A 24,327-nucleotide genomic window follows, 5' to 3' on the forward strand; every position below is an offset into this window, starting at 1 on the left:
AATCGGGGGCACCGCGGCCACCCGTGAACGATCTCCCGAGGACTATGAACCAGGCCCCCGCCCCCGCACATCGGTCATTCCACCGATACGCGCTCCTGCCCTGCCTCCCCCTGCCCGGCCTCCCTCACGGACTGAGGCTGCCGACGATGTCCGCCGTGGCCGTCAGGCCGCTGTGGATGGTCGGGGCGATGCTGGTGCCGGCCAGGTAGAAGCCGAGCAGCAGACAGACCAGCGCGTGCGAGATCTTCAGCCCGCCGTTGCGCAGGAAGAGCACCGCCAGGATCGTCAGCAACAGCACCACAGAGATGGAAATGGCCATCGTGAACCTCCTCCGCCACGTCCACTTCGCGGCGTTCGGCCGTAAGTGTGGCGTAACGGAGGGTTGGTCCGGGCGGCTGACCTGTCCGCCGAACGAGTGGTGTTCCGGCGGCGTCTACGCGGTGCCGTGGGCGTCGAGGAACGCCTCGAGGCCCGCGAGGTCGTCGGTGTTGAGGTGGTCGACGCCCGCGGCGAGCAGTTCGCCCCACACCGCGTCCCGGGCGGGACCCGGCAGGTCGGGGGTGGCCCAGAAGCGCACCCGCTGTCCGCGTCCGTGTGCCGCGGCGACGATGCCCCGCAGCTTGCGCCGCTCGGCCTCGGGGAAGGCGCCGACGCCCTGCCAGGTGAAGTTGAGCGACCAGTTGTCGCTGATCAGCGGCACGAAGGAGGCCGGGGCCGTGGTGCCGAGGTCGGCGAGGCGGCCGTCGTAGAAGGCCCGTCGCCGGGTCTGGGCGGCCATGGGCGCGCGGGCGGCCCGGTCACCGGAGACGACGACGGTCACCGGGCCGGGGTGGACCCTGCCGTGGGCGAAGGTGGTGAACAGGTGCTGGTAGCGGGCGAGCCGGCGGTCGAGCGCCAGGTAGGCAGCCGCCCCGTCGGTCTTGATGTCGACGAGGAGTTGCAGGGAGCGCCGGTCGTGCCGGTAGACCCTGCCGTGGTGGGCGCGGACCCGGGCGGCGAGGGGGTCGAGGTAGAGGGACTCCAGGGTGCGGGACGGGTCGAGGTCCTCGGGGTCGTGGGCGACGAGGAGTCGGCCGTCGGCGAGGTGGATGTCGGCCTCGACGCTGCCGAAGCGGTGGTCGAGGGCGTCGAGGAGGGGACGGGTGTGCTCGTAGTCGTTGTGGGCGTGCGCGCGCCACAACGGGCGGGGCCCGTGCCTGCCTTCGCCCGCCAGCGCGGTGCCGGCGGGGAGGGCGGCCGCGCCCGCGAGGGCCGCGCCGAGGGTGGTGAGGGCTCTGCGTCGGGTGGTGAGGGCCATGCTCTGCCTCCCTGGAGGTGCCGTACGGGACGCCTGTGAGTATGGGGTCCCGGGACGCTCAAGGAGCAGAGCCGTGCGCGGAGTTGGCCGGACCGCCGCCGGTCGTTCACTTCCGCGGTCGCACGGGCGGTGCCCGCCCCTCGAGGAAGGGGAGGGCACCGCTGCGGCCGGCGGGGTGTCAGGGGGCGGGCAGGTCGGCCAGTTGGGCGAGGGCCTCGCGGTGGGCGCCCGCGGTGCCGTAGGCGATCGAGTCGGCCTTGGCCCGCTTCAGGTAGAGGTGGACCGGGTGCTCCCACGTCATGCCGATGCCGCCGTGCAGTTGCAGGGCCTCCTCGGCGGCGTGGACGGCGACCTGGGACGCGTACGCCTGGGCCACGGCGACGGCCACGTCCGTGTCCTCACCGGTGGCCAGGGCGTCGGCCGCGTTGCGGGCGGCGGCGCGCAGGCCCGCCACCTCCAGCCACAGCCGGGCGAGCCGGTGCTTGAGCGCCTGGAAGCCGCCGACCTGCCGGTTGAACTGCTTGCGCTGCTCGAGGTGGTGGACCGTGTCGGCCAGCAGCCGGTCGGCGAGGCCCAGTTGCTCGGACGCCAGCAGTCCGGCCCCGGCCCGCAGGGCACGCCGTACGGCGCCTTCCGCGTCGCCGATGGCGCGTCCGGGCGCCGCGTCGAGGACGACCGCCGCCACCGGGCGGGTGAGGTCCAGGGACGTGCTCGGCGCGATCGTCACGGCGTCGGGGTCCACGGCGTACAGGACGCCGTCGTCCGCCGGGACCAGCAGGACGTCGGCCGCGCCGGCGTCCGCGATGCCGGTCAGCTTCCCGTGCAGCGTGCCGTCCTCCACCCGGACGACCGCGAAGGCGGCGCCCGGCGCGGTGTGCAGTCCGACGGCGAGGGCGCCGATCCGGCGGCCTGCGGCCAGTTCGCCGAGCAGGTCCTCGGCACCGCAGGCCAGCAGCGCCTCGGTGGCGACGACGGCGCTGGTCAGATAGGGCACGGGCGCGACCGAGCGGCCCAGTTCCTCCAGGGCGACGGCGGCCTCCCGGTGCGTGGCTCCCTGGCCGCCCGACTCCTCGGGCACCAGCAGCCCGGCCAGGCCCATGCCTTCGGCCAGCGCCTTCCACAGGGCTCGGTCGTGGGGCGTGCCGGACTCCGTGCGCGCGATGACGCCGGCCGGGTCGCAGTGGTCGGTGAGCAGGTCCCGGACGGCGGCGCGCAGCGCCTCTTCCTCCTCCGAGTAGAGCAGATCGGGCTGTGCGCTCATCGGGCCAGGTCCTTCCAGGCGACGTCCTTGTCGGTGCGCGGCTCGGCGGGCAGGCCGAGGACGCGCTCGGCGACGATGTTCAGCAGGATCTCGCTGGTCCCGCCCTCGATGCTGTTGCCCTTGGAGCGCAGATAGCGGTAACCGGCGTCGCGGCCGGTGAAGTCCACGAGTTCGGGGCGGCGCATGGTCCAGTCGTCGTACAACAGGCCCTCCTCGCCGAGGAGTTCGACCTCCAGGCCGCTGATCTCCTGGTTGAGGCGGGCGAAGCCGAGCTTCATGCCGGCGCCCTCGGGGCCGGGCTGGCCCGCCACCAGTTGCTGGCGCAGGCGCACTCCGGTGAGCCGGGCGACCTCGGCCTCCACCCACAGGCCGAGCAGCCGCTGGTGCAGGTCGTGGGTGCGCAGGCCGGGGCGCTCGCGCCAGGTCGCGGCGACCTTGCCGATCATGCCGCCCTCGCGGGGGACCGGAGTCCCGCCGATGGCGACGCGCTCGTTGTTGAGCGTGGTCTGCGCGACCCGCCAGCCGTCCCCGACCTCGCCGAGGCGCAGGGAGTCGGGGATGCGGACGTCGGTGAGGAAGACCTCGTTGAACTCGGCCTCGCCGGTGATCTGGCGCAGCGGCCGGACCTCCACGCCGGGGTCGGTCATGTCGCACAGGAAGTAGGTGATGCCCCGGTGCTTGGGCAGGTCCGGGTCGGTGCGGGCGATGAGGATGGCCCAGCGGGCGAGGTGGGCGCTGGACGTCCACACCTTCTGCCCGTTGACGACCCAGTCGTCGCCGTCGCGCACGGCGCGGGTGCCGAGGGCGGCGAGGTCGGACCCGGCGCCCGGCTCGCTGAAGAGCTGGCACCAGACCTCCTCGCCCGTCCACAGCGGGCGCAGCAGCCGGTGTTTCTGCTCCTCGGTGCCGTACCGGAGGATCGTCGGCGCGGCCATGCCGAGACCGATGCCGATGCGCCGGGGGTCGTTGTCCGGGGCGCCGGCGGCGGCCAACTCGGCGTCGACGACGGCCTGGAGGGAGCGGGGGGCGCCGAGTCCGCCGAGCCCTTCGGGGAAGTGCACCCAGGCGAGTCCGGCGTCGAAGCGGGCGCGGAGGAAGTCGAGCCGGGCGGTGCCGGCCGGGGGGTACGCGGCCAGGAACTCCTGGGTCCGGCGGCGCAGTTCGGCGGCGTCGGTCATGCGCCGGCTCCCTTCTCCGGGACGACGGCCACCCTGCCGGTCGTCCTGCCGTCGGCCACCCGCTGCACGGCGGCCGCCGCTTCCTCGAGCGGCACCCGCTCGCTCACCAGCGGCTTGACCGCGCCCCGGGACGCCAGCTCGGTGAGCTGTTCGTGGCACTGCCGGACCAGGGCGGGGTTCTTGGTGGCGTAGAGGCCCCAGTGCAGGCCGAGGACGGCGTAGTTCTTCACGAGGGCGTGGTTCAGGGCCGGGCTGGGGATGGTGCCGCTGGCGAAGCCGACGACGACGATGCGGCCCTCGAAGGCGACGGTCTTGGCGGACTGGGTGTAGGCCTCGCCGCCTACGGGGTCGTAGATCACGTCGGCGCCCCAGCCGCCGGTGGCCTCCTTCACGGCGGCGACGACGTCCTCGGTGTGCCGGTCGACGACCACGTCGCAGCCCAGTCCGCGGGCGACGGCGGCCTTCCGCGCGCCGCCGACGACCCCGATGACCTTCGCGCCGGCGGCCTTGCCGAGCTGCACGGCCGCGCTGCCGACCCCGCCCGCGGCGGCGTGCACGAGCAGGGTCTCGCCCGCCTCCAGCCGGGCCCGGCGGTGCAGTCCGAACCAGCCCGTCTGGTAGCCGATGTGCAGGGCGGCGGCCTCGGCGTCGTCCAGGGCGTCCGGCGCGGGCAGCAGGGCGCCGGCGTCGGCGACGGCGTACTCGGCGAAGCCGCCGTGCGGCAGCACTGGGGTGGCGATGACGCGGCGCCCGTCCTGCGTCTCGCCGCAGACCTCGACACCGGGCGTGAACGGCAGCGGCGGCCGGACCTGGTACTGGCCCCGGCACAGCAGCGCGTCGGGGAAGTTGACGTTCGCGGCGCGGACCCTGAGCAGGACCTGGCCGTCGCCGGGCGCCGGCGGCGCCGTGTCGGTGAGGCGCATCACCTCGCTCGGCTCGCCGTTCTCGTGCACCTGCCATGCCTGCATACGGGGCCTCCACGCGGCTGTCGGTCCGGGGCTCCCTCGCATACTAAGCGGTCGCTTGCTCATCGGGGAACAGGCCGGAGCGGGAAGGGGCCAAGAGCGCCTGCGTCAGGGCCGGGCCGGCCGGGCGCGCACGTGCATCCGCTCGCCCTGCGGGCCGAAGAGGCTGAGGAACTCGACCGGCCCCTCCCCCGTCGACCCGAACCAGTGCGGCACCCGGGTGTCGAACTCGGCCGCCTCGCCGGCGGCGAGCACCACGTCGTGCTCGCCGAGCACCAGGCGCAGCCGGCCGGAGAGGACGTACAGCCACTCGTAGCCCTCGTGGGTCCGCGGGTCCGGCTCCTGCGCGCGCTGCGGCTCCAGCACCTTGAACGCCTGGAGCCCGCCCGGCTGGCGGGTCAGCGGCCAGTGGGTGCGGCCGTGGCGAACGATCGGCCGGGCACGCACCCGGGGGTCGGTGACGGGCGGGGCGCCGACCAGCTCGTCCAGCGGCACCTGATGGGCCTGGGCGATGGGCAGCAGCAGTTCGAGGCTCGGCTTGCGCTGCCCCGACTCGAGCCGGGACAGGGTGCTCACCGAGATGCCGGTCGATGCGGAGAGCGCGGCGAGGGTGACCTCACGCTCCTTGCGGAGCTGCCGCAGCCGCGGCCCGACCCCGGCGAGGACGTCGTCTGCAGTCATGCCGTTCATTGTTGCAGAAACGGCAAACGCATTTGTCGATCCGATGGTGCCCGGGCGACCTTCTGACGAGGAGGTGGTCACCATGACCGAGAAGCGGGACCTGTCGGAGAAGTACGAAGTGATCGTCGTCGGCGGCGGAGCGGCCGGGCTGTCCGCCGCGCTCGTCCTCGGCCGGGCCCGGCGGCACGCGCTGGTCGTCGACGCGGGCGAGCCGCGCAACGCGCCCTCGGACCACATGCAGGGGTATCTGACCCGGGACGGCATGTCGCCCGCCGAGTTCCTGGCGCTAGGCCGCGAGGAGATCGCGCGCTACGGCGTCGAGCTGGTGCGGGACCGCGTGGTGGACGTGACCCGCGGCGAGGACTTCGCGGTGGAGCTGGCGGGCGGGCGGACCGTGCGGGCCCGGCGGCTGATCGTCACCACCGGGCTCAGGGACGAGCTGCCGGACGTCCCCGGGGTGGCCGAGCGGTTCGGGCGGGACGTGCTGCACTGCCCGTTCTGCCACGGCTGGGAGGTGCGCGGGCAGGCCTTCGGTGTCCTCGCCACCACTGCGCAGAGCGTCCACCAGGCGCTCATGGTGTCCGGGTGGTCGGACGACGTGACGCTGTTCCTGCACACCGTCCCCGAGGAGGAGCTGACCGACGAGGACCTGCGCCGGCTCGCCGCGGCCGGGGTCAAGGTGGTGTCCGGCGAGGTGACCGGAGTGCGCGTCGAGGACGACCGGCTCACCGGCGTCCGGCTGGCCGGCGGCGCCGTCCACGACCGCTCGGTGCTGTTCGTCGCCCCGCGCGCCGTCCCGCGGACCGGCCTGATGGAACGGCTGGGCGCGGAGCTGCGGGAGACCCCGTTCGGCGCCTACCCCGTGGTCGACCCGACGGGGCGGACCACGGTCCCGGGCGTGTGGACCGCGGGCAACGCGATGGGCTTCGCCGAGCAGGTCGTCCACGCGGCGAGCGGCGGCTACCGGGCGGCCACGGCGATCGTCGGCGACCTCCTCATGGCCGACCTGGACGCACGCATCGACGCGTAGTGCGGCAGGCGGGCCGACGGGGGCGGGGGACGGCCGGCTTCCGCCTCCCGTGCCCGTCCGGCGAGAGGCCGGTCGCCGGACGGAGCCGCGCACCGGCTGCTCGAAGCCGCCGGTCCGGGAAGACCGCCCACGCGGGCTCCGGCCGCTGGGCCCCGGGCGGAGCGCGGGGCGGCCGGGGAACGGCCGCTGTCCGGCTCCGGCACCCGCGGCGGCGCGGGGCAGCCGGCCCATGGTCGCGGGCTCCGGACCAGGACCGGCAAAGCCCGCCCGCGACGGACCGCTGGGCGGCCCGTGCTCCCGGCCGTGCCCGGCACGCGCGGCGACGGCCCCGGCCGGCCGCCCCGCGCCTCCGGGTCGCCCGGTCCCCGGCGGGGAGACCCAGCACCGGACCGCTCCGCCGGGTACCGCGCCCGGCACCTCGCCCGGCACGGCGAAGCCCCCCGCAGGTGTGCCGGCGCCGCCGTCGGTGCACCATTGCTGCATGCTGCTGGCCCGGCTGACCGAGGTGTCCCGGGAGGTCGCCGCCACTTCGGCGCGGTCCCGGAAGACCGCCCTGCTCGCGGAGCTGTTCCGGGAGGCGGAGGCGCAGGACGTGCCGATCGTCATCCCCTATCTCGCCGGACGCCTCCCCCAGGGCCGGATCGGCGTCGGCTGGAAGGTGCTGGGCGAGCGCGTCGCACCGGCCGGCGAACCGAGCCTGACCGTGCGCGAGGTGGACGCCCGGCTCACGCGGCTCGGTGCTGTCTCCGGGCCCGGTTCCCAGGCCGAGCGGTCACGGCTGGTCGGCGAGCTGATGGCCGCGGCCACCGAGGACGAGCAGCGGTTCCTGCTGGGGCTGCTCACCGGCGAGGTGCGCCAGGGCGCCCTGGACGCGGTGGCCGTGGAGGGGCTGGCACGGGCGACCGGCGCGCCGGCGGCGGACGTGCGGCGCGCGGTGATGCTCGCGGGTTCGCTGCAGTTGGTGGCCGAGGCCCTGCTCGCCGACGGCCCCGGTGCCCTGGACCGGTTCCGGCTGACGGTCGGACGCCCGGTCCTGCCGATGCTGGCGCACAGCGCGTCCTCGGTCGCCGAGGCGGTCGGCAAGCTGGCTCCCTGCGCCGTCGAGGAGAAACTGGACGGCATCCGCGTCCAGGTGCACCGCGACGGCGGCACCGTACGCGTCCACACCCGCACCCTGGACGACATCACGGTCCGGCTCCCCGAGGTCACCTCGGCGGTCCTCGGGCTGCCCGGCCGGCGGTTCGTCCTGGACGGCGAGGTGATCTCCCTCGGCCCGGACGGGCGGCCCCGCTCGTTCCAGGAGACCGCCGGACGCGTCGGCTCCCGCACCGACGTGGCCACGGCGGCGCGGACGGTCCCCGTCTCCGTCGTGTTCTTCGACGCGTTGTCCGTGGACGGCCGCGATCTGCTCGACCTGCCGCTGACCGAGCGGCACGCGGAGCTGGCCCGGCTGGTCCCGGAGCCGATGCGGGTGCGCCGCGCCCTGGTGGCGGGCCCCGACGAGACGCCCGCGGCACAGGACTTCCTCGCCGCCACGCTGGAGCGCGGTCACGAGGGCGTCGTCGTCAAGGCGCTCGACGCCGCCTACAGCGCGGGCCGGCGCGGCGCGTCCTGGCTGAAGGTCAAGCCCGTGCACACCCTCGACCTGGTCGTCCTCGCCGCCGAGTGGGGCCACGGCCGCCGCACCGGCAAGCTCTCCAACCTGCACCTCGGCGCCCGCGCCGCCGACGGCTCCTTCGCCATGCTCGGCAAGACCTTCAAGGGCATGACCGACGCGCTGCTGACCTGGCAGACCGCGCGCCTGCGCGAGCTGGCCGTCGAGGAGCACCGCTGGGGCGTGACCGTACGCCCCGAACTCGTCGTCGAGATCGCCTACGACGGCCTCCAGCGCTCCACCCGCTACCCGGCCGGCGTCACCCTCCGCTTCGCCCGCGTCGTGCGCTATCGCGACGACAAGCGGCCCGAGGACGCGGACACCGTGGAGACGCTGCTCGCGGCGCACCCCGGAGCGGCCCCGTGAGGCGAAGCGCGGGCCTGCTGCTGCACCGCCCCGGCGACAAAGGCACCGAGGTGCTGCTCGGCCACATGGGCGGCCCCTTCTACGCCCGCCGCGACGCCGGGGCGTGGACGATCCCGAAGGGCGAGTACGACCCGGCGGAGCCCGCCTGGGACGCGGCCCGGCGCGAGTTCGAGGAGGAACTCGGGCTGCCGCCGCCCGACGGCGAGGCCGTTGCGCTCGGCGAGGTCCGCCAGTCGGGCGGGAAGATCGTGACGGCGTGGGCCGTGGAGGCCGACCTCGACCCGGCGACCATCGCCCCCGGCAGCTTCCGCATGGAGTGGCCGCCGCACTCGGGCCGGACCGAGGAGTTCCCCGAGCTGGACCGGGTGGCCTGGTTCACCCTGGACCGGGCGCGCGAGGTGATCGTGAAGGCCCAGGCCGCGTTTCTCGACCGGCTGGCTGAGCACTCGAACTGAACAGAGGCGGCCCGCGGCGACGGGCGCGGCGGGTCGTGCCGCGGCCCGCCCGCGTTGCGGCACCCCCCGCCGCGCGCCAAGGTCGAAGCACGAGTCTGCACCCAGGGAGGTCGGCCATGCCCATCGCGACGGTGAACCCGGCGAGCGGCGAGACGCTGAGGACGTACGAGGCCATGGGCGAGGAGGAGATCGAGCGCCGGCTCCAGCTCGCCGAGGCCACCTTCCGCACCTACCGGACGACGGCGTTCGAGGAACGGGCACGGCTGATGCACCGGGCGGCCGACCTGCTGGAGGCGGACCAGGACGAGATCGGCAAGGTCATCACCACGGAGATGGGCAAGCCCGTCAAGCAGGCCCGCGCGGAGGCCGCGAAGTGCGCGAAGGCGATGCGCTGGTACGCCGACCGCGCCGCCGGTCTGCTGGCGGACGAGGAGCCCGCCGAGTCCGACGTCAAGGACTCCGGCGCCTCCCGCGCCCTGGTCCGCTACCGTCCGCTCGGCCCGGTGCTCGCGGTGATGCCGTGGAACTTCCCGCTCTGGCAGGTGATCCGGTTCGCGGCGCCCGCGCTGATGGCGGGCAACGTCGGCCTGCTCAAGCACGCCTCGAACGTGCCGCAGACCGCGCTGTACCTGGAGGACCTGTTCCACCGGGCGGGCTTCCCCGAGGGCTGCTTCCAGACACTGCTGATCGGCTCGGCCGCCGTGGACGACGTCCTGCGCGACGAGCGCGTGCGGGCGGCGACGCTCACCGGCAGCGAGCCGGCCGGACGCGCGGTGGCCTCCACCTCCGGGGAGATGATCAAGAAGACGGTGCTGGAGCTGGGCGGCAGCGACCCGTTCGTCGTCATGCCGTCCGCCGACATCGACCGGGCGGCCGAGGTGGCGGTGACCGCGCGGACGCAGAACGCCGGCCAGTCCTGCATCGCCGCCAAGCGGTTCATCGTGCACGCGGACGTGTACGACGCCTTCGCGGAACGCTTCACCGAGGGCATGAAGGCGCTGCGGGTCGGCGACCCGATGGCCGAGGAGACGGAGGTCGGGCCGCTCTCCAGCGAGCAGGGCGTGAACGATCTGGTGGAGCTGGTCGACGACGCGGTGCGCGGCGGAGCACGGGTGCTGTGCGGCGGCGAACGCCCCGACGGGCCCGGCTGGTACTACCCGCCGACCGTGCTGGCCGACATCACCCGCGGGATGCGCATCCACCGGGAGGAGGCCTTCGGCCCGGTCGCCACGCTGTACCGGGCGGCCGACCTGGACGAGGCGGTGCTGATCGCCAACGACACGGACTTCGGGCTCAGTTCCAACGTGTGGACCCGCGACGACGCCGACGTGGACCGCTTCGTACGGGACCTGGAGGCGGGCGGTGTGTACGTCAACGGGATGACGGCGTCCCATCCGGCGTTCCCCTTCGGCGGCGTCAAGCGGTCGGGCTACGGGCGGGAGCTGTCCGGGCACGGAATCCGCGAGTTCTGCAACATCACCACGGTTTGGCACGGGGCGTGACGGTTGCGGAGCTACGATCCCTTTCTGTGACCCGCGAAGTGACCCTGCCTCTGATCGTCGACGACCGCGGAACCCTCCAGGTGTCCGCGGCCGACGTGAGCAAGCTGCTGCGCACGGTGGGGGGCCGGTGGCTGCGGCTGGTGGAGACCGGCGAGGAGAACCTGGACGAGGACACCGTCGCGGCCCTCACCATCGAACTCGCCAAGCTGGCCGACCGCATCGACGTCGCCTGCATCGCCCACAGCAGCGGCCGCTCCTCCTGAGCCGCCCGCCACCGCGCCGCCCGGCCGGTCCGTTCGGAGCAGTCCGGCGAGAGACCGCCGTCCGACGGGGTGATCGTGGACGGGACACACCTCCACGAGGTGGACGGCGTTCCGGACGGGTGGGACAGGCATGTGGGAAGAGACGCTGGAGCAGACGGTGCCGCCCGTGCGGGAGTGGCCGGCCGCCGATCTTCCTGGCTCCGATTTCGACCCGGTGCTCTCCGAGTTGATGCGCGAGGGCCCGGTCACCCGGATCTCGCTTCCCAACGGCGAGGGCTGGGCGTGGCTCGTGACCCGCCACGACGACGTGCGGACGGTCACCGGCGACCCACGGTTCGGCCGTGAGGCGGTCGTCGACCGGCAGGTCACCCGGTTCCCCCGGCACTTCGTCCCGGCGCGCGGCGCGGTCGGCTTCCTCGACCCGCCCGAACACACCCGGCTGCGCCGCGCGGTGGCCGCCGCGTTCACCGCCCGGGGCGTCGAGCGCGTGCGCGAGCGGTCCCGCGCGCTGCTCCACGGGCTCGTCGACGCCCTGCTGGAGGCGGGTCCGCCCGCCGACCTCGTCGAGGCGGTGCTCAGGCCCTTCCCCATCGCCGTCACCTGCGAGCTGATGGGCGTGCCGGCCGCCGACCGGCCCCGCGTGCACACCTGGACCCGGCTCGTCCTGTCCCCCGCCCACGGCGCCGAGGCCGGCGAGCGGGCCAAGCACGAGATGACCGCGTACTTCGACGGTCTCGTGGAACTGCGGGCGGACGGCGTCGCGGAGGACGTCACCTCCCTCCTCGGCGCCGCCGTGGGCCGCGGGGAGATCACGCGGGAGGAGGCGGTGGGGCTCGCGGTGCTGCTGCAGCTCGGCGGCGACGCGGTCACCGACAACAGCGGGCAGATGTTCCACCTGCTGCTGAGCCGCCCGGAGCTGGCCGCGCGCCTGCGCGCCGAGCCGGAGATCAGGCCCCGGGCCGTCGACGAGATGCTGCGCTGGATTCCCCATCGCAACGCGGTGGGGCTCGCGCGGATCGCGCTGGAGGACGTGGAGCTCGGCGGGGTGCGGATCCGGGCGGGCGACGCGGTCTACGTGTCCTACCTGGCGGCGAACCGCGACCCCGAGGTCTTTCCCGACCCGGACACGATCGACTTCTCCCGCAGCCCGGGCGCGCACGTGTCGTTCGGCTTCGGCCCGCACTCCTGCCCGGGCGCGTCGCTGGCCCGGATGGAGGCCGAACTGCTCGTCGGCACGCTGGTGGACCGGGTGCCCGGGCTGAGGGCGGCGGTGCCCCCCGAGGACGTGCCCTTCAAGAAGGGCACGCTGATCCGGGGACCAGTGGCGCTGCCCGTGACCTGGTGAGCGGCCGGCGGCGGGGAGCACCGGCCTCGGCGCGGCCGTGACCGCGCGACGAGCCGCGGCCGCCGCGCCGTCCAGGGCCCGTCGCGGCGCCTACCGGATCGGCATTCCCGAAAGCGTACGGGCGATCACCAGCCGCTGGATCTCGCTCGTCCCCTCGAAGATCGTGTAGATGGCCGCGTCCCGGTGCATCCGCTCCACCGGGTACTCCCGCGTGTACCCGTTGCCGCCGAGGATCTGGACCGCCTGGGCGGTCACCTTCTTCGCCGTCTCGCTGGCGAAGAGCTTGGACATCGAGCCCTCGGCGGCCGTGAACGGCTTGCCGTTGATCGCCATCCAGGAGGCCCGCCACACCAGCAGGCGGGCCGCGTCGACGGACGTGCGCATGTCCGCGAGCTGGAAGGCGACGCCCTGGTTGTCGATGATCGGGCGCCCGAACTGTTCACGCGTCCGGGCGTATTCGAGGGCGACCTCGTACGCGGCGCGCGCGGTGCCGACCGCCATCGCGCCGACCGCCGGCCGGGACGCCTCGAACGTGGCCATCGCCGCGTTCTTGACGCGCTCGCCGCCCTTCCTGGCCTTCTCCCGGGCACGGGCGAGGCGCGCGTCCAGCTTCTCCTTGCCGCCGAGCAGGCAGGAGCCGGGGACGCGCACTTCCTCGAGGACGACCTCGGCGGTGTGGGAGGCGCGGATGCCGTGCTTCTTGAACTTCTGCCCCTGGGACAGTCCCGGGGTGTTCGGCGGCACGATGAAGGAGGCGTGGCCCTTGGAGCCCAGCTCGGGGTCGACCACGGCGACGACGACGTGGACGTTGGCTATGCCGCCGTTGGTCGCCCAGGTCTTGGTGCCGTTGAGCACCCACTCGTCCTTGGCCTCGTCGTACACGGCACGCGTGCGCATGGAGGCCACGTCGGAGCCGGCGTCGGGCTCGGAGGAGCAGAACGCGGCGACCTTCACGTCGCTGGCGTCGCCGTACATCTGGGGGATCCAGGTGCCGATCTGCTCCTCGGTGCCGTTGGCGAGGACGCCGACGGCGGCGAGACCGGTGCCGACGATCGACAGGGCGATGCCGGCGTCGCCCCAGAACAGCTCCTCCATGGCCATCGGGATGCCGAGGCCGGTCGGGTCGAAGTACTGCTGGGCGTAGAAGTCGAGGGAGTAGATGCCGACCTTGGCGGCCTCCTGGATGACCGGCCAGGGAGTCTCCTCACGCTCGTCCCATTCGGCGGCCGCGGGGCGGATGACGTCGGCGGCGAAGCCGTGCAGCCAGTCCCGGACCTCCTTCTGTTCGTCGTTGAGCTCCATGGTGAACCCGGCCATGTCCCCTCCAGTGGCGCACATGCGTGTTACTTGCGGTAACAGGAGTCTGTTACCGGTTGGTAGGAAAAGTCAACTCCCGAGCACCCCTCGGCCTCCCGTTCGAGGGGCGGCCCCCACCAGGTGTTAGTTTGCGCAGGCGTCACCGAATCAGCACGGGTGGGGAGAGCTCATGGACACCACGCAGCGGACCGATCAGCAGCGGTCCGCCGACCGCCGACGGCGCGAGCTGCTGGAGGCCGCCGACCGAGTGGTGCTGCGCGACGGCCCGCAGGCATCGATGAACGCCATCGCCGCCGAAGCGGGCATCACCAAGCCGATCCTCTACCGGCACTTCGGCGACAAGAGCGGCCTGTACGCCGCCCTCGCCCAGCGGCACACCGACGCCCTCCTCGACTCGCTGCGCACCGCCCTGGACGCCCCGGCGGACCGGCGCAAGCGCGTCGAGGCCACCCTGGACACCTATCTGGCCGCCATCGAGGCACGACCCCAGGTGTACCGCTTCCTGATGCATCCGGCGGAGGGCACCACCGCCGCCGGCGACCAGGCCGAACAGGGCTTCGACGTCGGCAAGCACTCGGCGCCGCTGCTGCGGCGGATGGGCGAGGAGCTGGGCAAGGTCATCGAGGAGCGCCTCGACATGGGACCGGGCAGCGAACGGCTGGCCCGGGTGTGGGGGCACGGCATCGTCGGCATGATGCACGCCGCCGGGGACTGGTGGCTGGGCGAACGCCCCTGCTCCCGCGAGGAGTTGGTGACGAGCCTGGCGGAGCTGCTGTGGGGCCGGCTGTCCGAGGCGGAGGACAGGGTGGGCGGCCCCGGGTTCTGACACCACGGCGCCGAGGGCCGGGCACCGGAACCGCCCGCGCGGGCGTTCAGCGGTTCCAGGGCGCCCGTGACACCTGCCGCAGCAGCCTGCGGTGGCGCCATCCCGTCAGCCGGTCGGCGTAGACCCGGCCCTCGAGATGGTCGTACTCGTGCTGGAGGCACCGGGCGAAGAACCCCGTGCCCCGCACGGTGACCGGCTCCCCGGTCACTGTGAAGCCCTCGACGACCGCGACGTCGTGGCGCTCGGTGCCCGCCTCCAGGCCCGGCAGCGACAGACAGCCCTCCGGGCCGCGCACCACCACCCCGCCGGTCTCCACCAGCCGCGGGTTCACCACGTGGCCGAGGTGGCGCACGTCCTCGTCGTCGGGGCAGTCGTACACGAAGACGCGTACCGGCTCGCCGATCTGGTTGGCCGCCAGACCCACGCCGCGGGCGGCGTACATGGTCGCGAACAAGTCCTCCACGAGCGCCGCGAGTTCCGGGCCGGAACCGGTGGCCTCCGCGCAGGGCTCGTGCAGGACGGGGTCGCCGAGGAGACTGAGGGACCGTACGCGCCCGTGGACGCCCGGGATGGAACCGTGTCGCATGACGGTCAGAGTAAGGTCCCTGTGTTCACCGGCGGCGCGCGCCCACCGCCGGGAGCTCGCGGCCGGTGCCGCGATTCGGGAGTGCGAATGGATCTCGATAGGCTGATGCCCACACCACGTGGCCGTCAGGCTTCACAGGCTTCAGGCGCGGCGCGTACGGCAAGGAGGATCGAGAACTGATGGCAGGCAACTCGGACCCGCTCACGCCGCGGGCCAAGCTGGCCGTGACCGCGGGCAAGGCGGTCGCGGCGGCGTCCCGTGCCGCGGGGCGCGGCAGCGGTTCGGTGATCGGCGGCCGGGTCGCGCTGAAACTCGACCCCGACCTCCTCGCCCGGCTCGCCCAGCACCTGGACGTGACCCTCGTCTCGGCGACCAACGGCAAGACCACCACCACCCGGCTCATCGCCGAGGCGCTCAAGGCGGCCGGCCCGGTCGTGTCCAACGCGCTCGGCGCCAACATGCCGGCCGGCATCACCTCCGCCCTCGCGGGCGGCTCGGACGCCCGGTACGGCGTCATAGAGGTCGACGAGAAGTACCTCGCGGGCGTCGCCCGGGACACCGACCCGAAGTGCATCGCGCTGCTCAACCTCTCCCGCGACCAGCTCGACCGCGCCGCCGAGACCCGCATGCTCGCGGAGAACTGGCGCGAGGGCCTGGCCGGTTCGAAGGCCGTGATCGTCGCCAACGCCGACGACCCGCTGGTGGTGTGGGCCGCGTCCTCCTCCCCCAACGTGATCTGGGTCGCCGCCGGGCAGATGTGGAAGGACGACGCCTGGTCCTGCCCGTCCTGCGGCGGTGTGATGCAGCGTCCGGGCGACGACTGGTTCTGCGGCGAGTGCGGCTTCCGGCGCCCCACGCCGAGCTGGGCCCTGTCCGGCGACCACGTCATCGACCCGCACGGCTCCGCCTGGCCGATCCACCTCCAGCTCCCGGGCCGCGCCAACAAGGCCAACGCCGCCTCCTCGGCGGCCGTCGCGGCCGTCTTCGGCGTGCCGCCGCAGGTCGCCCTGGAGCGCATGTACCAGGTGCAGGCGGTCGCCGGGCGCTACGACGTGGTGCAGTTCCAGGGCCGCGACCTGCGCCTGCTGCTCGCCAAGAACCCGGCGGGCTGGCTGGAGACCTTCTCGCTGATCGACCCGCCGCCCTCCCCGGTGATCCTGTCGGTGAACGCGCGCGGCGCCGACGGCACCGACACCTCCTGGCTGTGGGACGTGGACTACACGCGGCTCACCGGCCACCCGATCTGCGTGATCGGCGACCGCAAGCTGGACCTCGCCGTCCGCCTGGAGGTCGCGGGCCAGCAGTTCCAGGTGTGCGAGGACCTCGACCAGGCGGTGCAGCTCTGCCCGCCCGGCCGGATCGAGGTCATCGCGAACTACACCGCCTTCCAGGACCTGCGCCGCCGCGTCGGCAACTGACCGCGTAACCTCAGGGGACTCTCGTGAGCGACAACCAACTGCGGATCGTCTGGATCTACCCGGACCTGCTCAGCACGTACGGCGACCAGGGCAACGCCCTGGTAGTGGAGCGCCGGGCCCGGCAGCGCGGACTCGACGTGGCCCGGCTCGACGTGCGCAGCGACCAGCCGATCCCGACCTCCGGCGACATCTATCTGATCGGCGGCGGCGAGGACCGGCCGCAGCGGCTCGCGGCCGAGCGGCTGCGCCGCGACGGGGGCCTGTACCGGGCGGTGGAGAACGGCGCGATCGTCTTCTCCGTCTGCGCCGGCTACCAGATCCTCGGCCACGAGTTCATCAACGACCTCGGCCAGCGCGAGCCGGGCCTCGGCCTGCTCGACGTGGTCTCGACGCGCGGCGAGGGCGCCCGGTGCGTCGGCGACGTCCTCGGCGACATCGACCCGCGCCTCGGCCTGCCCCCGCTGACCGGCTTCGAGAACCACCAGGGCGTCACCCACCTCGGCCCCACCGCCCGCCCGCTCGCCCAGGTCCGCTTCGGCAACGGCAACGGCACCGGGGACGGCACGGAGGGCGCGTACAACGACACGGTCTTCGGCACCTACATGCACGGACCCGTGCTCGCGCGCAACCCACTCATCGCGGACCTGCTGCTGAAGCTGGCCCTCGACGTGAACGCGCTGCCGCCGACCGACGACCGCTGGTACGAGGCGCTGCGCAACGAGCGCATCGCGGCGGCCCAGCAGCCCGCCTGACACCCCGGGCACCGGCCCGTCTGATGACGCGTCCGCACAGGTGAGCGGGTGCGTCCAGCAGGCGGACGCACGGTTCGGCCCCGCCGCCCGGTACCGCTAGGGTGGCGGGGAATCGAACCGGACAGCGCGGTCCGGACCCGTGCCACGTTGAGAAGGTTTTTCGGGCTATGCGCATTGGTGTCCTCACGTCCGGCGGTGACTGCCCCGGTCTGAACGCCGTCATCCGGTCCGTCGTGCACCGTGCCGTCGTCGACCACGGCGACGAGGTCATCGGTTTCCGGGACGGCTGGAAGGGCCTCCTGGAGTGTGACCACCTCAAGCTCGACCTGGACGCGGTCGGCGGCATCCTCGCCCTCGGCGGCACCATCCTCGGCTCCTCCCGGGTCCGCCCCGAGCATCTGCGGGACGGCGTGGAGCGGGCCCGTGGCCACGTCGCGGAACTCGGGCTCGACGCGATCATCCCGATCGGCGGCGAGGGCACGCTGAAGGCGGCCCGGCTGCTGTCCGACAACGGCCTGCCGATCGTGGGCGTGCCGAAGACCATCGACAACGACATAGCGGTCACCGACGTCACCTTCGGCTTCGACACGGCCGTCACCGTCGCCACCGAGGCCCTCGACCGGCTCAAGACCACCGCCGAGTCCCACCAGCGGGTGCTGATCGTCGAGGTCATGGGCCGGCACACCGGCTGGATCGCCCTGCACTCGGGCATGGCCGCCGGCGCCCACGCCGTCGTCGTCCCCGAGCGGCCCTTCGACATCGACGAGCTGACCGCCAAGGTCGGCGAGCGGTTCTCGGCGGGCAAGCGGTTCGCCATAGTGGTGGCCGCCGAGGGCGCCAAGCCGAAGCCCGGCACCATGGACTTCGACGAGGGCGGCAAGGACGTCTACGGCCACGAGCGCTTCGCCGGGATCGCCCGCCAGCTCTCGGTCGAGCTGGAGGAGCGGCTCGGCAAGGAGGCCCGGCCGGTGATACTCGGACACGTCCAGCGGGGCGGCACGCCGACGGCGTACGACCGGGTGCTGGCCACGCGCTTCGGGTGGCACGCGGTGGAGGCCGTGCACCGCGGGGAGTTCGGGATGATGACGGCCCTGCGCGGCACGGACATCGTGATGGCGCCGCTGGCCGAGGCCGTGGAATCGCTGAAGACGGTGCCGGACGCGCGGTACGACGAGGCGGAGTGCGTGCTCTGACCAGCCGGTCGCGTCCACTTGACCGCCCCCGGTGACAGCCGTCGCCGGGGGCGGTTCTAGTCTGGTGCGGACAGACAGCGCTCAATCCCCACGAAACAGGAGCCGGCGGATGGATCACAGCGGGCACGGCATGACGATGGATCTGCCGCCGTTCACGCTGGGGCGGGGTCTCGGCTGGTCGGCGGACCCCTTCTTCCTCATCGCCTGCCTGGTGGGCCTGGCGCTGTACGCCTGGGGTGTGGTGCGGCTGACGCGGCGCGGCGACAAGTGGCCGGTCGGCCGGACGGTCGCCTTCGTCACTGGTGTGCTGAGCATCGCGCTGGTGATGTGCACGAAGCTGAACGACTACGGCATGGTCATGTTCAGTGTGCACATGGTGCAGCACATGGTGATCAGCATGGTCTCGCCGATCCTGCTGCTGCTCGGCGCCCCGATCACCCTGGCGCTGCGGGCGCTTCCCACGGCGGGCCGGGGCCGCAAGGGTCCGCGCGAGCTGCTGCTGATGCTGCTGCACAGCCGGTACATGCGGATCATCACGCACCCCGTGTTCACGATCCCGATGTTCATCGCGAGCCTGTACGCGCTGTACTTCACCCCGCTCTTCGACTTCCTGATGGGCTCCAAGGTCGGGCACATCGCGATGATGGTGCACTTCCTCGCCGTCGGCCTGGTCTTCTTCTGGCCGATCATGGGTGTCGACCCGGGCCCGCACCGGCCGGGCTATCTGATGCGGATGCTGGAGCTGTTCGCCGGCATGCCCTTCCACGCGTTCTTCGGCATCGCGCTGATGATGGCGTCCTCCCCCATGGTCGAGACGTTCGAGAACCCGCCGGCGTCACTGGGCATCGACACGCTGTCCGACCAGAACGCCGCCGGCGGCATCGCCTGGGCGTTCAGCGAGGTCCCGTCCGTGCTGGTGCTGCTCGCCCTGGTGTTCCAGTGGTACGCGTCCGACCAGCGCCAGGCCCGGCGCACCGACCGGGCCGCCGACCGCGACGGCGACAAGGAGCTGGAGGCGTACAACGCCTACCTGGCGTCGCTGAACGCACGCGGCTGAGCGGCGGCCGGGTCCGCGGGGCCCTCGCCGTTGCCCGGAAACGGGCCCCACTTCCCGCCGGACGCACCGCGCGGCGGCGGAACGGGGCACCATGGAGGGCAACGGACCTGAGGAGGGTGTCGCGATGCCCGGTTCCACGGACAGTTCCACGAAGACGATGGGGGCGCTCACCATCGGCGGCCTGGTGGCGGTGACCGCCTACACGGTGGCGCTCGGCAGCAACGGCTGGCTGTGGTTCGGCTGGGTCGTCCTGGGCCTGATCACCGTCGGCATGGTCGCCACCCGCAGCACCTGATCCCGGCCCGCCCGGGCGCGGGCACGCGCGGTCGCCCGGGCGTCCTCAGTCGCGGCCGAGCCGTCCGGCCGAGTGCACGCCCGGCTGGTACTTGGGCAGCCGGGCGGTGATCTTCATGCCGGCGCCGACGGCGGTCTCGATGACCAGGCCGTGGTCGTCACCGTAAACCTGGCGCAGCCGCTCGTCCACGTTGGACAGGCCGATGCCGCCCGACGGGCTGACCTCGCGTGCCAGGATGCGGCGCAGCAGGCCGGGGTCCATGCCGGCGCCGTCGTCCTCGATGACGACCAGCGCCTCGGCGCCCGCGTCCTGCGCGGTGATCTGAATGTGGCACTTGTCGGACTTGCCCTCCAGGCCGTGCTTGACGGCGTTCTCCACGAGGGGCTGGAGGCAGAGGAAGGGCAGGGCGACCGGCAGCACCTCCGGGGCGACCTGGAGGGTGACGGAGAGGCGGTCGCCGAAGCGGGCCCGCACCAGCGCCAGGTAGTGGTCGATGGCGTGCAGCTCGTCGGCGAGGGTGGTGAAGTCGCCGTGCCGTCGGAACGAGTAGCGGGTGAAGTCGGCGAACTCCAGCAGCAGCTCGCGGGCGCGCTCGGGGTCGGTGCGCACGAAGGACGCGATCACGGCGAGCGAGTTGAAGATGAAGTGCGGGGAGATCTGGGCCCTGAGCGCCTTGATCTCGGCCTCGATGAGCCGCGTGCGGGACTGGTCGAGGTCGGCCAGTTCGAGCTGGACCGACACCCAGCGGGCCACCTCCCCCGCCGCCCTGACCAGCACGGCCGACTCGCGGGGCGCGCAGGCGACGAGGGCGCCGTGCACCCGGTCGTCCACGGTGAGCGGGGCGACGACCGCCCAGCGCACCGCGCAGTCGGGTGTGTCGCAGGTGAGCCGGAAGGCCTCGCCGCGGCCGGTCTCCAGCGGGCCCGCGAGGCGTTCCATGATCTGCGTGCGGTGGTGGGCGCCGACACCGTCCCAGACCAGGACGTTCTCGCGGTCCGTCAGGCACAGCGCGTCCGTGCCGAGCAGGGAGCGCAGTTTGCGGGCCGACTTGCGGGCGGTCTCCTCGGTGAGACCGGCCCGCAGCGGGGGTGTGGCCAGGGAGGCGGTGTGCAGGGTCTGGAAGGTGGCGTGCTCGACCGGGGTGCCGAGCCCGCCGAGGTGCTGGGGCCGGGCCGTGCGCCGCCCCAGCCAGAAGCCGGCGGCCAGCAGGGGCAGCACGGCCACGACCAGGCCCGCCAGGAAGCCGCTCATGGAGTCCTCTCCCTGCGCGGCTCGTCGGCGCGCCGCTCCTCGGTACGTCGTTCCTCCGTGCGCCGTTCCTCGGTACCGAGTTCTTCCGGCAGGTGGAAGCGGGCCAGGATCGCCGCCGTGCCGGCCGGCACCCGGCCCGGCGTGGCCAGCGAGACCAGGATCATGGTCAGGAAGCCCAGCGGCACCGACCACAGGGCGGGCCAGGCCAGCAGCGCGTGCAGGGCGCCGGCGCGGCCCGGGAGGCCTCCCATGGTCGCGGCGACGGCGATCAGCGCGGAGCCGCCGCCCACGAGCATCCCGGCCGCCGCGCCCGGCGGGGTCAGCCGCCGCCACCAGATGCCGAGGACCAGCAGGGGGCAGAACGAGGAGGCGGACACGGCGAAGGCGAGGCCGACGGCGTCGGCGACCGGCAGCCCGCCGACCAGGGCGCTCGCCGCCAGGGGCACGGCCATGGCGAGGACGGTGCCGAGGCGGAAGTGCGGCACGGCGCGGGACGGCAGCACGTCCTGGGTCAGGACGCCCGCGACGGCCATGGTCAGCCCGGAGGCCGTGGACAGGAACGCCGCGAAGGCGCCGCCGGCGACCAGGGCGCCGAGCAGGTCGCCCCCCACTCCCCCGATGACCCGGTCGGGCAGCAGCAGGACGGCGGCGTCGGCGTCGCCGGTGAGGGTCAGCTCGGGTGCGTAGAGGCGGCCGAGGGCGCCGTAGACGGGCGGCAGCAGGTAGAAGGCGCCGATCAGGGCGAGGACGGCCACGGTGGTGCGGCGGGCGGCGACGCCCGTCGGGCTGGTGTAGAAGCGGACGACGACGTGCGGCAGGCCCATGGTGCCGAGGAAGGTGGCGAGGATCAGCCCGTACGTGGCGTACAGCGGGCGTTCCGTGCGGCTCTCGGCCCGCGAGGGCGACAGGGCGTCGTCGGCCCCGCGTCCGGCGGCGGGGACCGGGGTTCCCCCGGCGAAGGTGAGCCGGGTGCCGGCCTCGATGCGGTGGGTGCCGGCGGGCAGGTGGAGCGGGGTGCCGTGCAGGGCGCGGCCGTCCACGGTGCCGTCGGCGGTGACGGTCAGGGGCCGGTCCAGTTCGAGGGTGAGGGTGTCCTCGACGGTGACGGTGCGCCGGTCGCGGAAGGACGCCGGTTCCTCGAAGGCGCGGCCGGGGGCGCCGTCGCCCTGCCAGGCGAGGACGAGGAAGAGCGCGGGGACGAGCAGGGCGGTCATCTTCAGCCAGTACTGGAAGGCCTGGACGAAGGTGATGCTGCGCATGCCGCCCGCGGCGACGATGGCGATGACGACGACGGCGACGATCACGCCGCCCAGCCGGTCGGGCGCGCCGGTCAGCACGGTCAGGGTCAGTCCGGCGCCCTGGAGCTGGGGCAGCAGGTAGAGCCAGCCGACGCCGACGACGAAGGCGCCCGCCAGTCGGCGTACCGCCTGGGAGGCGAGCCTGGCCTCGGCGAAGTCGGGCAGGGTGTAGGCGCCGGAGCGGCGCAGCGGGGCGGCGACGAACAGCAGCAGGACCAGGTATCCGGCGGTGTAGCCGACGGGGTACCAGAGCATGTCGGAGCCCTGGACGAGGACCAGGCCGGCGATGCCGAGGAAGGACGCGGCGGAGAGGTACTCGCCGCTGATGGCGGCGGCGTTGAGGCGGGGGCCGACGGTGCGGGAGGCGACGTAGAAGTCCGAGGTCGTGCGGGAGATGCGCAGGCCGAACGCCCCGACGAGGACGGTGGCGAGGGCGACGAGGGCGACGGCGGGTACGGCGTAGTTCGGGTTCACGGGCGGGTCATCGGTCCTCGACGAGCCGGACGAAGTCGCGTTCGTTGCGTTCGGCGCGGCGCACGTACCAGCGGGCGAGCAGGACGAGCGGGGCGTACAGGCCGAAGCCGAGGACGGCCCATTCGAGGCGGCGGGCGTCGGGCAGCACCGCGAACAGCAGCGGCAGCGGGCCGACGAGCAGCCCGAGCACGGCGAGCACGGCGAGGCCCGCCCTGAGCTGGCTGCGCATCAGGGAGCGTACGTAGGTGTGGCCGAGGGTGGTCTGCTCGTCGATCTCGGTGCGCGGGCGGTAGTAGCCGCGCGGACGGAGGCGGGAGTGGGGAAGGGTGCGCCGGGGCGGGGCGGTGACGGTGACGCGGCGTTCCGCGGGGTCCTGGGGCACGTCTCACGGCCTCCGCATGAGCAGGTCCCGCAGTTCGCGGGCGTGGCGGCGGCTGACCTGGAGTTCCTCGGTGCCGACCAGGACGCTCACGGTGCCGGCGTCCAGGCGGAGCTCGCCGATGTGGCGCAGGGCGACCAGGTGGCGGCGGTGGATGCGGACGAAGCCGCGGGCGCGCCAGCGCTCCTCGAGGGTGGACAGGGGGATGCGGACGAGGTGGCTGCCCCGGTCGGTGTGCAGGCGGGCGTAGTCGCCCTGGGCCTCGACGTGGGTGATGTCCTCGACGGGCACGAACCGGGTGACGCCGCCGAGTTCGACGGGGATGTGGTCGGGGTCCGGTTCGTGCACGGGTATGCGCGGGGCGGCGGCGGTGCCGTGCTGTTCGACGACGCGGCGGACCGCCTCGGCCAGCCGTTCCGTGCGGACGGGTTTGAGGACGTAGTCGACGGCCTTGAGGTCGAAGGCCTGGACGGCGAAGTCCTCGTGCGCGGTGACGAACACGACCAGCGGCGGCCGGGCGAAGCCGGTCAGCAGCCGGGCGAGGTCCAGTCCGTCGAGGCCGGGCATCTGGATGTCGAGGAAGACGACGTCGATGGCCTCGGGGCCGTGCGGGCCCGACTCCAGGGCCCGGTTGATGCGGCGCAGCGCCTCGGTGGCGTCGCCGGCGCCCTCCGCGCTGCCGATCCGGGGATCGGCGTTGAGCAGGTAGAGCAGTTCCTCCAGCGAGGGGCGTTCGTCGTCGACGGCGAGGGCGCGCAGCATGAACGTGGAGTGTAGGTGGAATCCGGACGCCTGGACATGTGCCTGCGTGCGCGTTCCGGCCGGGGCGGGGCGGCGGGGCACCGGGTGGCTACAGTGCGGGCATGAACAGCAGGCCCTCCTCCTTCGACGAGCTCGACCGGAAGATCGTCACCGCGCTGATGGACAACGCCAGGACGTCCTTCGCGGAGATCGGCGCGGAGGTCGGGCTGTCGGCGACGGCGGTCAAGCGCCGGGTGGACCGGCTGCGGGAGACGGGCGTGATCACCGGGTTCACGGCGACGGTGCGGCCGTCGGCGCTTGGCTGGCGCACCGAGGCGTACGTGGAGGTGTACTGCGAGGGGGCGGCGCCGCCGAGGCGGCTGGCGCAGGTCGTGCGGGAGTATCCGGAGATCGCCGCGGCGATGACGGTGACGGGCGGCGCGGACGCGCTGCTGCACGTGCGGGCGCGGGACGTGGAGCACTTCGAGGAGGTGCTGGAGCGCATCCGGGCGGAGCCGTTCATCCGGAAGACGATCAGTGTGATGGTGCTGTCGCATCTGATTCCGGACAGTCCGGAGGCCGGGGCCAGCCAGCCGGCTCCGAAGGGCGCAGCAGGCGTGCGCGAACCTGGTACATGACGCAGCGATCGTGCGCCAACACGCAGCTCCTCTCGCTTGTCGCCCGTCGGGATCGCTTCCTACCGTGGTGTCATTCCCTCGTCACCGTCCGTCAGGAAGCGGAGG

At 73.5% G+C, this 24,327-nt stretch carries 25 protein-coding genes; 13 read left to right on the forward strand and 12 right to left on the reverse strand.

Features of this window, described 5'->3' with window-relative positions; all coding sequences use genetic code 11:
• Nucleotides 1–124: 124 nt before the first annotated feature.
• From ACH499_RS17390 to ACH499_RS17415, 6 genes are all read right to left on the reverse strand, one after another.
• Nucleotides 125–319 (reverse strand): hypothetical protein, encoded by a 195-nt coding sequence (locus tag ACH499_RS17390; protein WP_356202844.1) that lies wholly within the window; start codon nt 317–319, stop codon nt 125–127.
• A gap of 114 nt (nt 320–433) precedes the next feature.
• The gene (locus ACH499_RS17395) at nt 434–1,297 is read right to left on the reverse strand and encodes a phosphatidylinositol-specific phospholipase C/glycerophosphodiester phosphodiesterase family protein (RefSeq protein WP_399016646.1); all 864 of its coding nucleotides are present in this window, start codon (nt 1,295–1,297) and stop codon (nt 434–436) included.
• A 178-nt stretch (nt 1,298–1,475) separates the two neighbouring features.
• Nucleotides 1,476–2,558 carry an acyl-CoA dehydrogenase family protein gene (locus ACH499_RS17400; RefSeq protein ID WP_399016648.1) on the reverse strand — a complete coding sequence of 361 codons (1,083 nt, stop codon included), beginning with the start codon at nt 2,556–2,558 and terminating at the stop codon, nt 1,476–1,478.
• Nucleotides 2,555–3,736, reverse strand: a complete 1,182-nt coding sequence (locus tag ACH499_RS17405; RefSeq protein WP_399016650.1) for an acyl-CoA dehydrogenase — start codon at nt 3,734–3,736, stop codon at nt 2,555–2,557. The genes ACH499_RS17400 and ACH499_RS17405 overlap by 4 nt, the downstream gene beginning before the upstream one ends.
• On the reverse strand, nt 3,733–4,704 hold the full coding sequence (locus tag ACH499_RS17410) for an NADPH:quinone oxidoreductase family protein (RefSeq protein ID WP_399016652.1): 972 nt from the start codon (nt 4,702–4,704) through the stop codon (nt 3,733–3,735). The genes ACH499_RS17405 and ACH499_RS17410 overlap by 4 nt, the downstream gene beginning before the upstream one ends.
• Nucleotides 4,705–4,809: 105 nt before the next feature.
• Nucleotides 4,810–5,382: a helix-turn-helix domain-containing protein gene (locus ACH499_RS17415; protein WP_399016654.1), complete on the reverse strand. Its 573-nt coding sequence runs from the start codon at nt 5,380–5,382 to the stop codon at nt 4,810–4,812.
• 82 nt (nt 5,383–5,464) lie between these two features.
• On the opposite strand from ACH499_RS17415, the gene ACH499_RS17420 reads away from it, so the two are divergent.
• From ACH499_RS17420 to ACH499_RS17445, 6 genes are all read left to right on the forward strand, one after another.
• Entirely contained in the window at nt 5,465–6,412 is a 948-nt protein-coding gene (locus ACH499_RS17420; protein WP_399016656.1) for an NAD(P)/FAD-dependent oxidoreductase, read from the forward strand.
• Nucleotides 6,413–6,893: 481 nt separating this feature from the next.
• A complete protein-coding gene (locus ACH499_RS17425; RefSeq protein WP_399016658.1) occupies nt 6,894–8,432 on the forward strand; it encodes an ATP-dependent DNA ligase in 1,539 nt (512 codons plus the stop codon).
• Complete coding sequence (locus ACH499_RS17430) at nt 8,429–8,887, forward strand: NUDIX domain-containing protein (RefSeq protein WP_399016660.1); 459 nt, start codon at nt 8,429–8,431, stop codon at nt 8,885–8,887. Before ACH499_RS17425 ends, ACH499_RS17430 begins: the two co-directional genes overlap by 4 nt.
• Before the next feature lie 116 nt (nt 8,888–9,003).
• Nucleotides 9,004–10,389: an NADP-dependent succinic semialdehyde dehydrogenase gene (locus ACH499_RS17435; protein WP_356202859.1), complete on the forward strand. Its 1,386-nt coding sequence runs from the start codon at nt 9,004–9,006 to the stop codon at nt 10,387–10,389.
• A 26-nt stretch (nt 10,390–10,415) separates the two neighbouring features.
• Nucleotides 10,416–10,652: a DUF6213 family protein gene (locus ACH499_RS17440; protein WP_356202861.1), complete on the forward strand. Its 237-nt coding sequence runs from the start codon at nt 10,416–10,418 to the stop codon at nt 10,650–10,652.
• Between the two features lie 130 nt (nt 10,653–10,782).
• Nucleotides 10,783–11,997: a cytochrome P450 gene (locus ACH499_RS17445; RefSeq protein WP_399016663.1), complete on the forward strand. Its 1,215-nt coding sequence runs from the start codon at nt 10,783–10,785 to the stop codon at nt 11,995–11,997.
• 90 nt (nt 11,998–12,087) lie between these two features.
• Here ACH499_RS17445 and ACH499_RS17450 read toward each other — a convergent pair whose 3' ends face one another.
• Nucleotides 12,088–13,314: an acyl-CoA dehydrogenase family protein gene (locus ACH499_RS17450; RefSeq protein ID WP_399016665.1), complete on the reverse strand. Its 1,227-nt coding sequence runs from the start codon at nt 13,312–13,314 to the stop codon at nt 12,088–12,090.
• Nucleotides 13,315–13,483: 169 nt separating this feature from the next.
• Between ACH499_RS17450 and ACH499_RS17455 the strand changes: the two genes are divergently transcribed.
• Nucleotides 13,484–14,140, forward strand: a complete 657-nt coding sequence (locus tag ACH499_RS17455) for a TetR family transcriptional regulator (protein WP_399016667.1) — start codon at nt 13,484–13,486, stop codon at nt 14,138–14,140.
• Between the two features lie 46 nt (nt 14,141–14,186).
• Here the strand turns inward: ACH499_RS17455 and def are convergent, their stop codons facing one another.
• Nucleotides 14,187–14,726 (reverse strand): peptide deformylase, encoded by a 540-nt coding sequence (def, locus tag ACH499_RS17460; protein WP_365602144.1) that lies wholly within the window; start codon nt 14,724–14,726, stop codon nt 14,187–14,189.
• A gap of 179 nt (nt 14,727–14,905) precedes the next feature.
• On the opposite strand from def, the gene ACH499_RS17465 reads away from it, so the two are divergent.
• From ACH499_RS17465 to ACH499_RS17485, 5 genes are all read left to right on the forward strand, one after another.
• Nucleotides 14,906–16,144 (forward strand): MurT ligase domain-containing protein, encoded by a 1,239-nt coding sequence (locus ACH499_RS17465; protein ID WP_356202868.1) that lies wholly within the window; start codon nt 14,906–14,908, stop codon nt 16,142–16,144.
• A gap of 23 nt (nt 16,145–16,167) precedes the next feature.
• Entirely contained in the window at nt 16,168–16,896 is a 729-nt protein-coding gene (locus tag ACH499_RS17470; RefSeq protein ID WP_356202870.1) for a glutamine amidotransferase, read from the forward strand.
• A gap of 167 nt (nt 16,897–17,063) precedes the next feature.
• Entirely contained in the window at nt 17,064–18,089 is a 1,026-nt protein-coding gene (locus tag ACH499_RS17475) for a 6-phosphofructokinase (RefSeq protein WP_399016670.1), read from the forward strand.
• Between the two features lie 109 nt (nt 18,090–18,198).
• Nucleotides 18,199–19,146: a cytochrome c oxidase assembly protein gene (locus tag ACH499_RS17480; RefSeq protein WP_399016672.1), complete on the forward strand. Its 948-nt coding sequence runs from the start codon at nt 18,199–18,201 to the stop codon at nt 19,144–19,146.
• 124 nt (nt 19,147–19,270) lie between these two features.
• A complete protein-coding gene (locus tag ACH499_RS17485) occupies nt 19,271–19,441 on the forward strand; it encodes a hypothetical protein (RefSeq protein WP_225635017.1) in 171 nt (56 codons plus the stop codon).
• Nucleotides 19,442–19,486: 45 nt separating this feature from the next.
• On the opposite strand, the gene ACH499_RS17490 is transcribed toward ACH499_RS17485, so the two are convergent.
• Genes ACH499_RS17490 through ACH499_RS17505 form a run of 4 tightly spaced genes read right to left on the reverse strand, consistent with a single transcriptional unit; the run spans nt 19,487 to nt 23,605 of the window.
• Nucleotides 19,487–20,692: a histidine kinase gene (locus ACH499_RS17490; protein ID WP_356202876.1), complete on the reverse strand. Its 1,206-nt coding sequence runs from the start codon at nt 20,690–20,692 to the stop codon at nt 19,487–19,489.
• On the reverse strand, nt 20,689–22,464 hold the full coding sequence (locus ACH499_RS17495) for a cation acetate symporter (RefSeq protein WP_356202878.1): 1,776 nt from the start codon (nt 22,462–22,464) through the stop codon (nt 20,689–20,691). The genes ACH499_RS17490 and ACH499_RS17495 overlap by 4 nt, the downstream gene beginning before the upstream one ends.
• Nucleotides 22,465–22,471: 7 nt before the next feature.
• Nucleotides 22,472–22,846: a hypothetical protein gene (locus ACH499_RS17500; RefSeq protein ID WP_399016675.1), complete on the reverse strand. Its 375-nt coding sequence runs from the start codon at nt 22,844–22,846 to the stop codon at nt 22,472–22,474.
• A 3-nt stretch (nt 22,847–22,849) separates the two neighbouring features.
• On the reverse strand, nt 22,850–23,605 hold the full coding sequence (locus tag ACH499_RS17505; RefSeq protein WP_399016677.1) for a LytR/AlgR family response regulator transcription factor: 756 nt from the start codon (nt 23,603–23,605) through the stop codon (nt 22,850–22,852).
• 101 nt (nt 23,606–23,706) lie between these two features.
• Here ACH499_RS17505 and ACH499_RS17510 point away from each other — a divergent pair, with 101 nt between their 5' ends.
• Nucleotides 23,707–24,222, forward strand: a complete 516-nt coding sequence (locus ACH499_RS17510; RefSeq protein ID WP_356202882.1) for an Lrp/AsnC family transcriptional regulator — start codon at nt 23,707–23,709, stop codon at nt 24,220–24,222.
• Nucleotides 24,223–24,327: the final 105 nt, after the last annotated feature.

Source organism: Streptomyces sp. NPDC018947 (assembly GCF_044390505.1).
Taxonomy (GTDB): Bacteria; Actinomycetota; Actinomycetes; order Streptomycetales; family Streptomycetaceae; genus Streptomyces.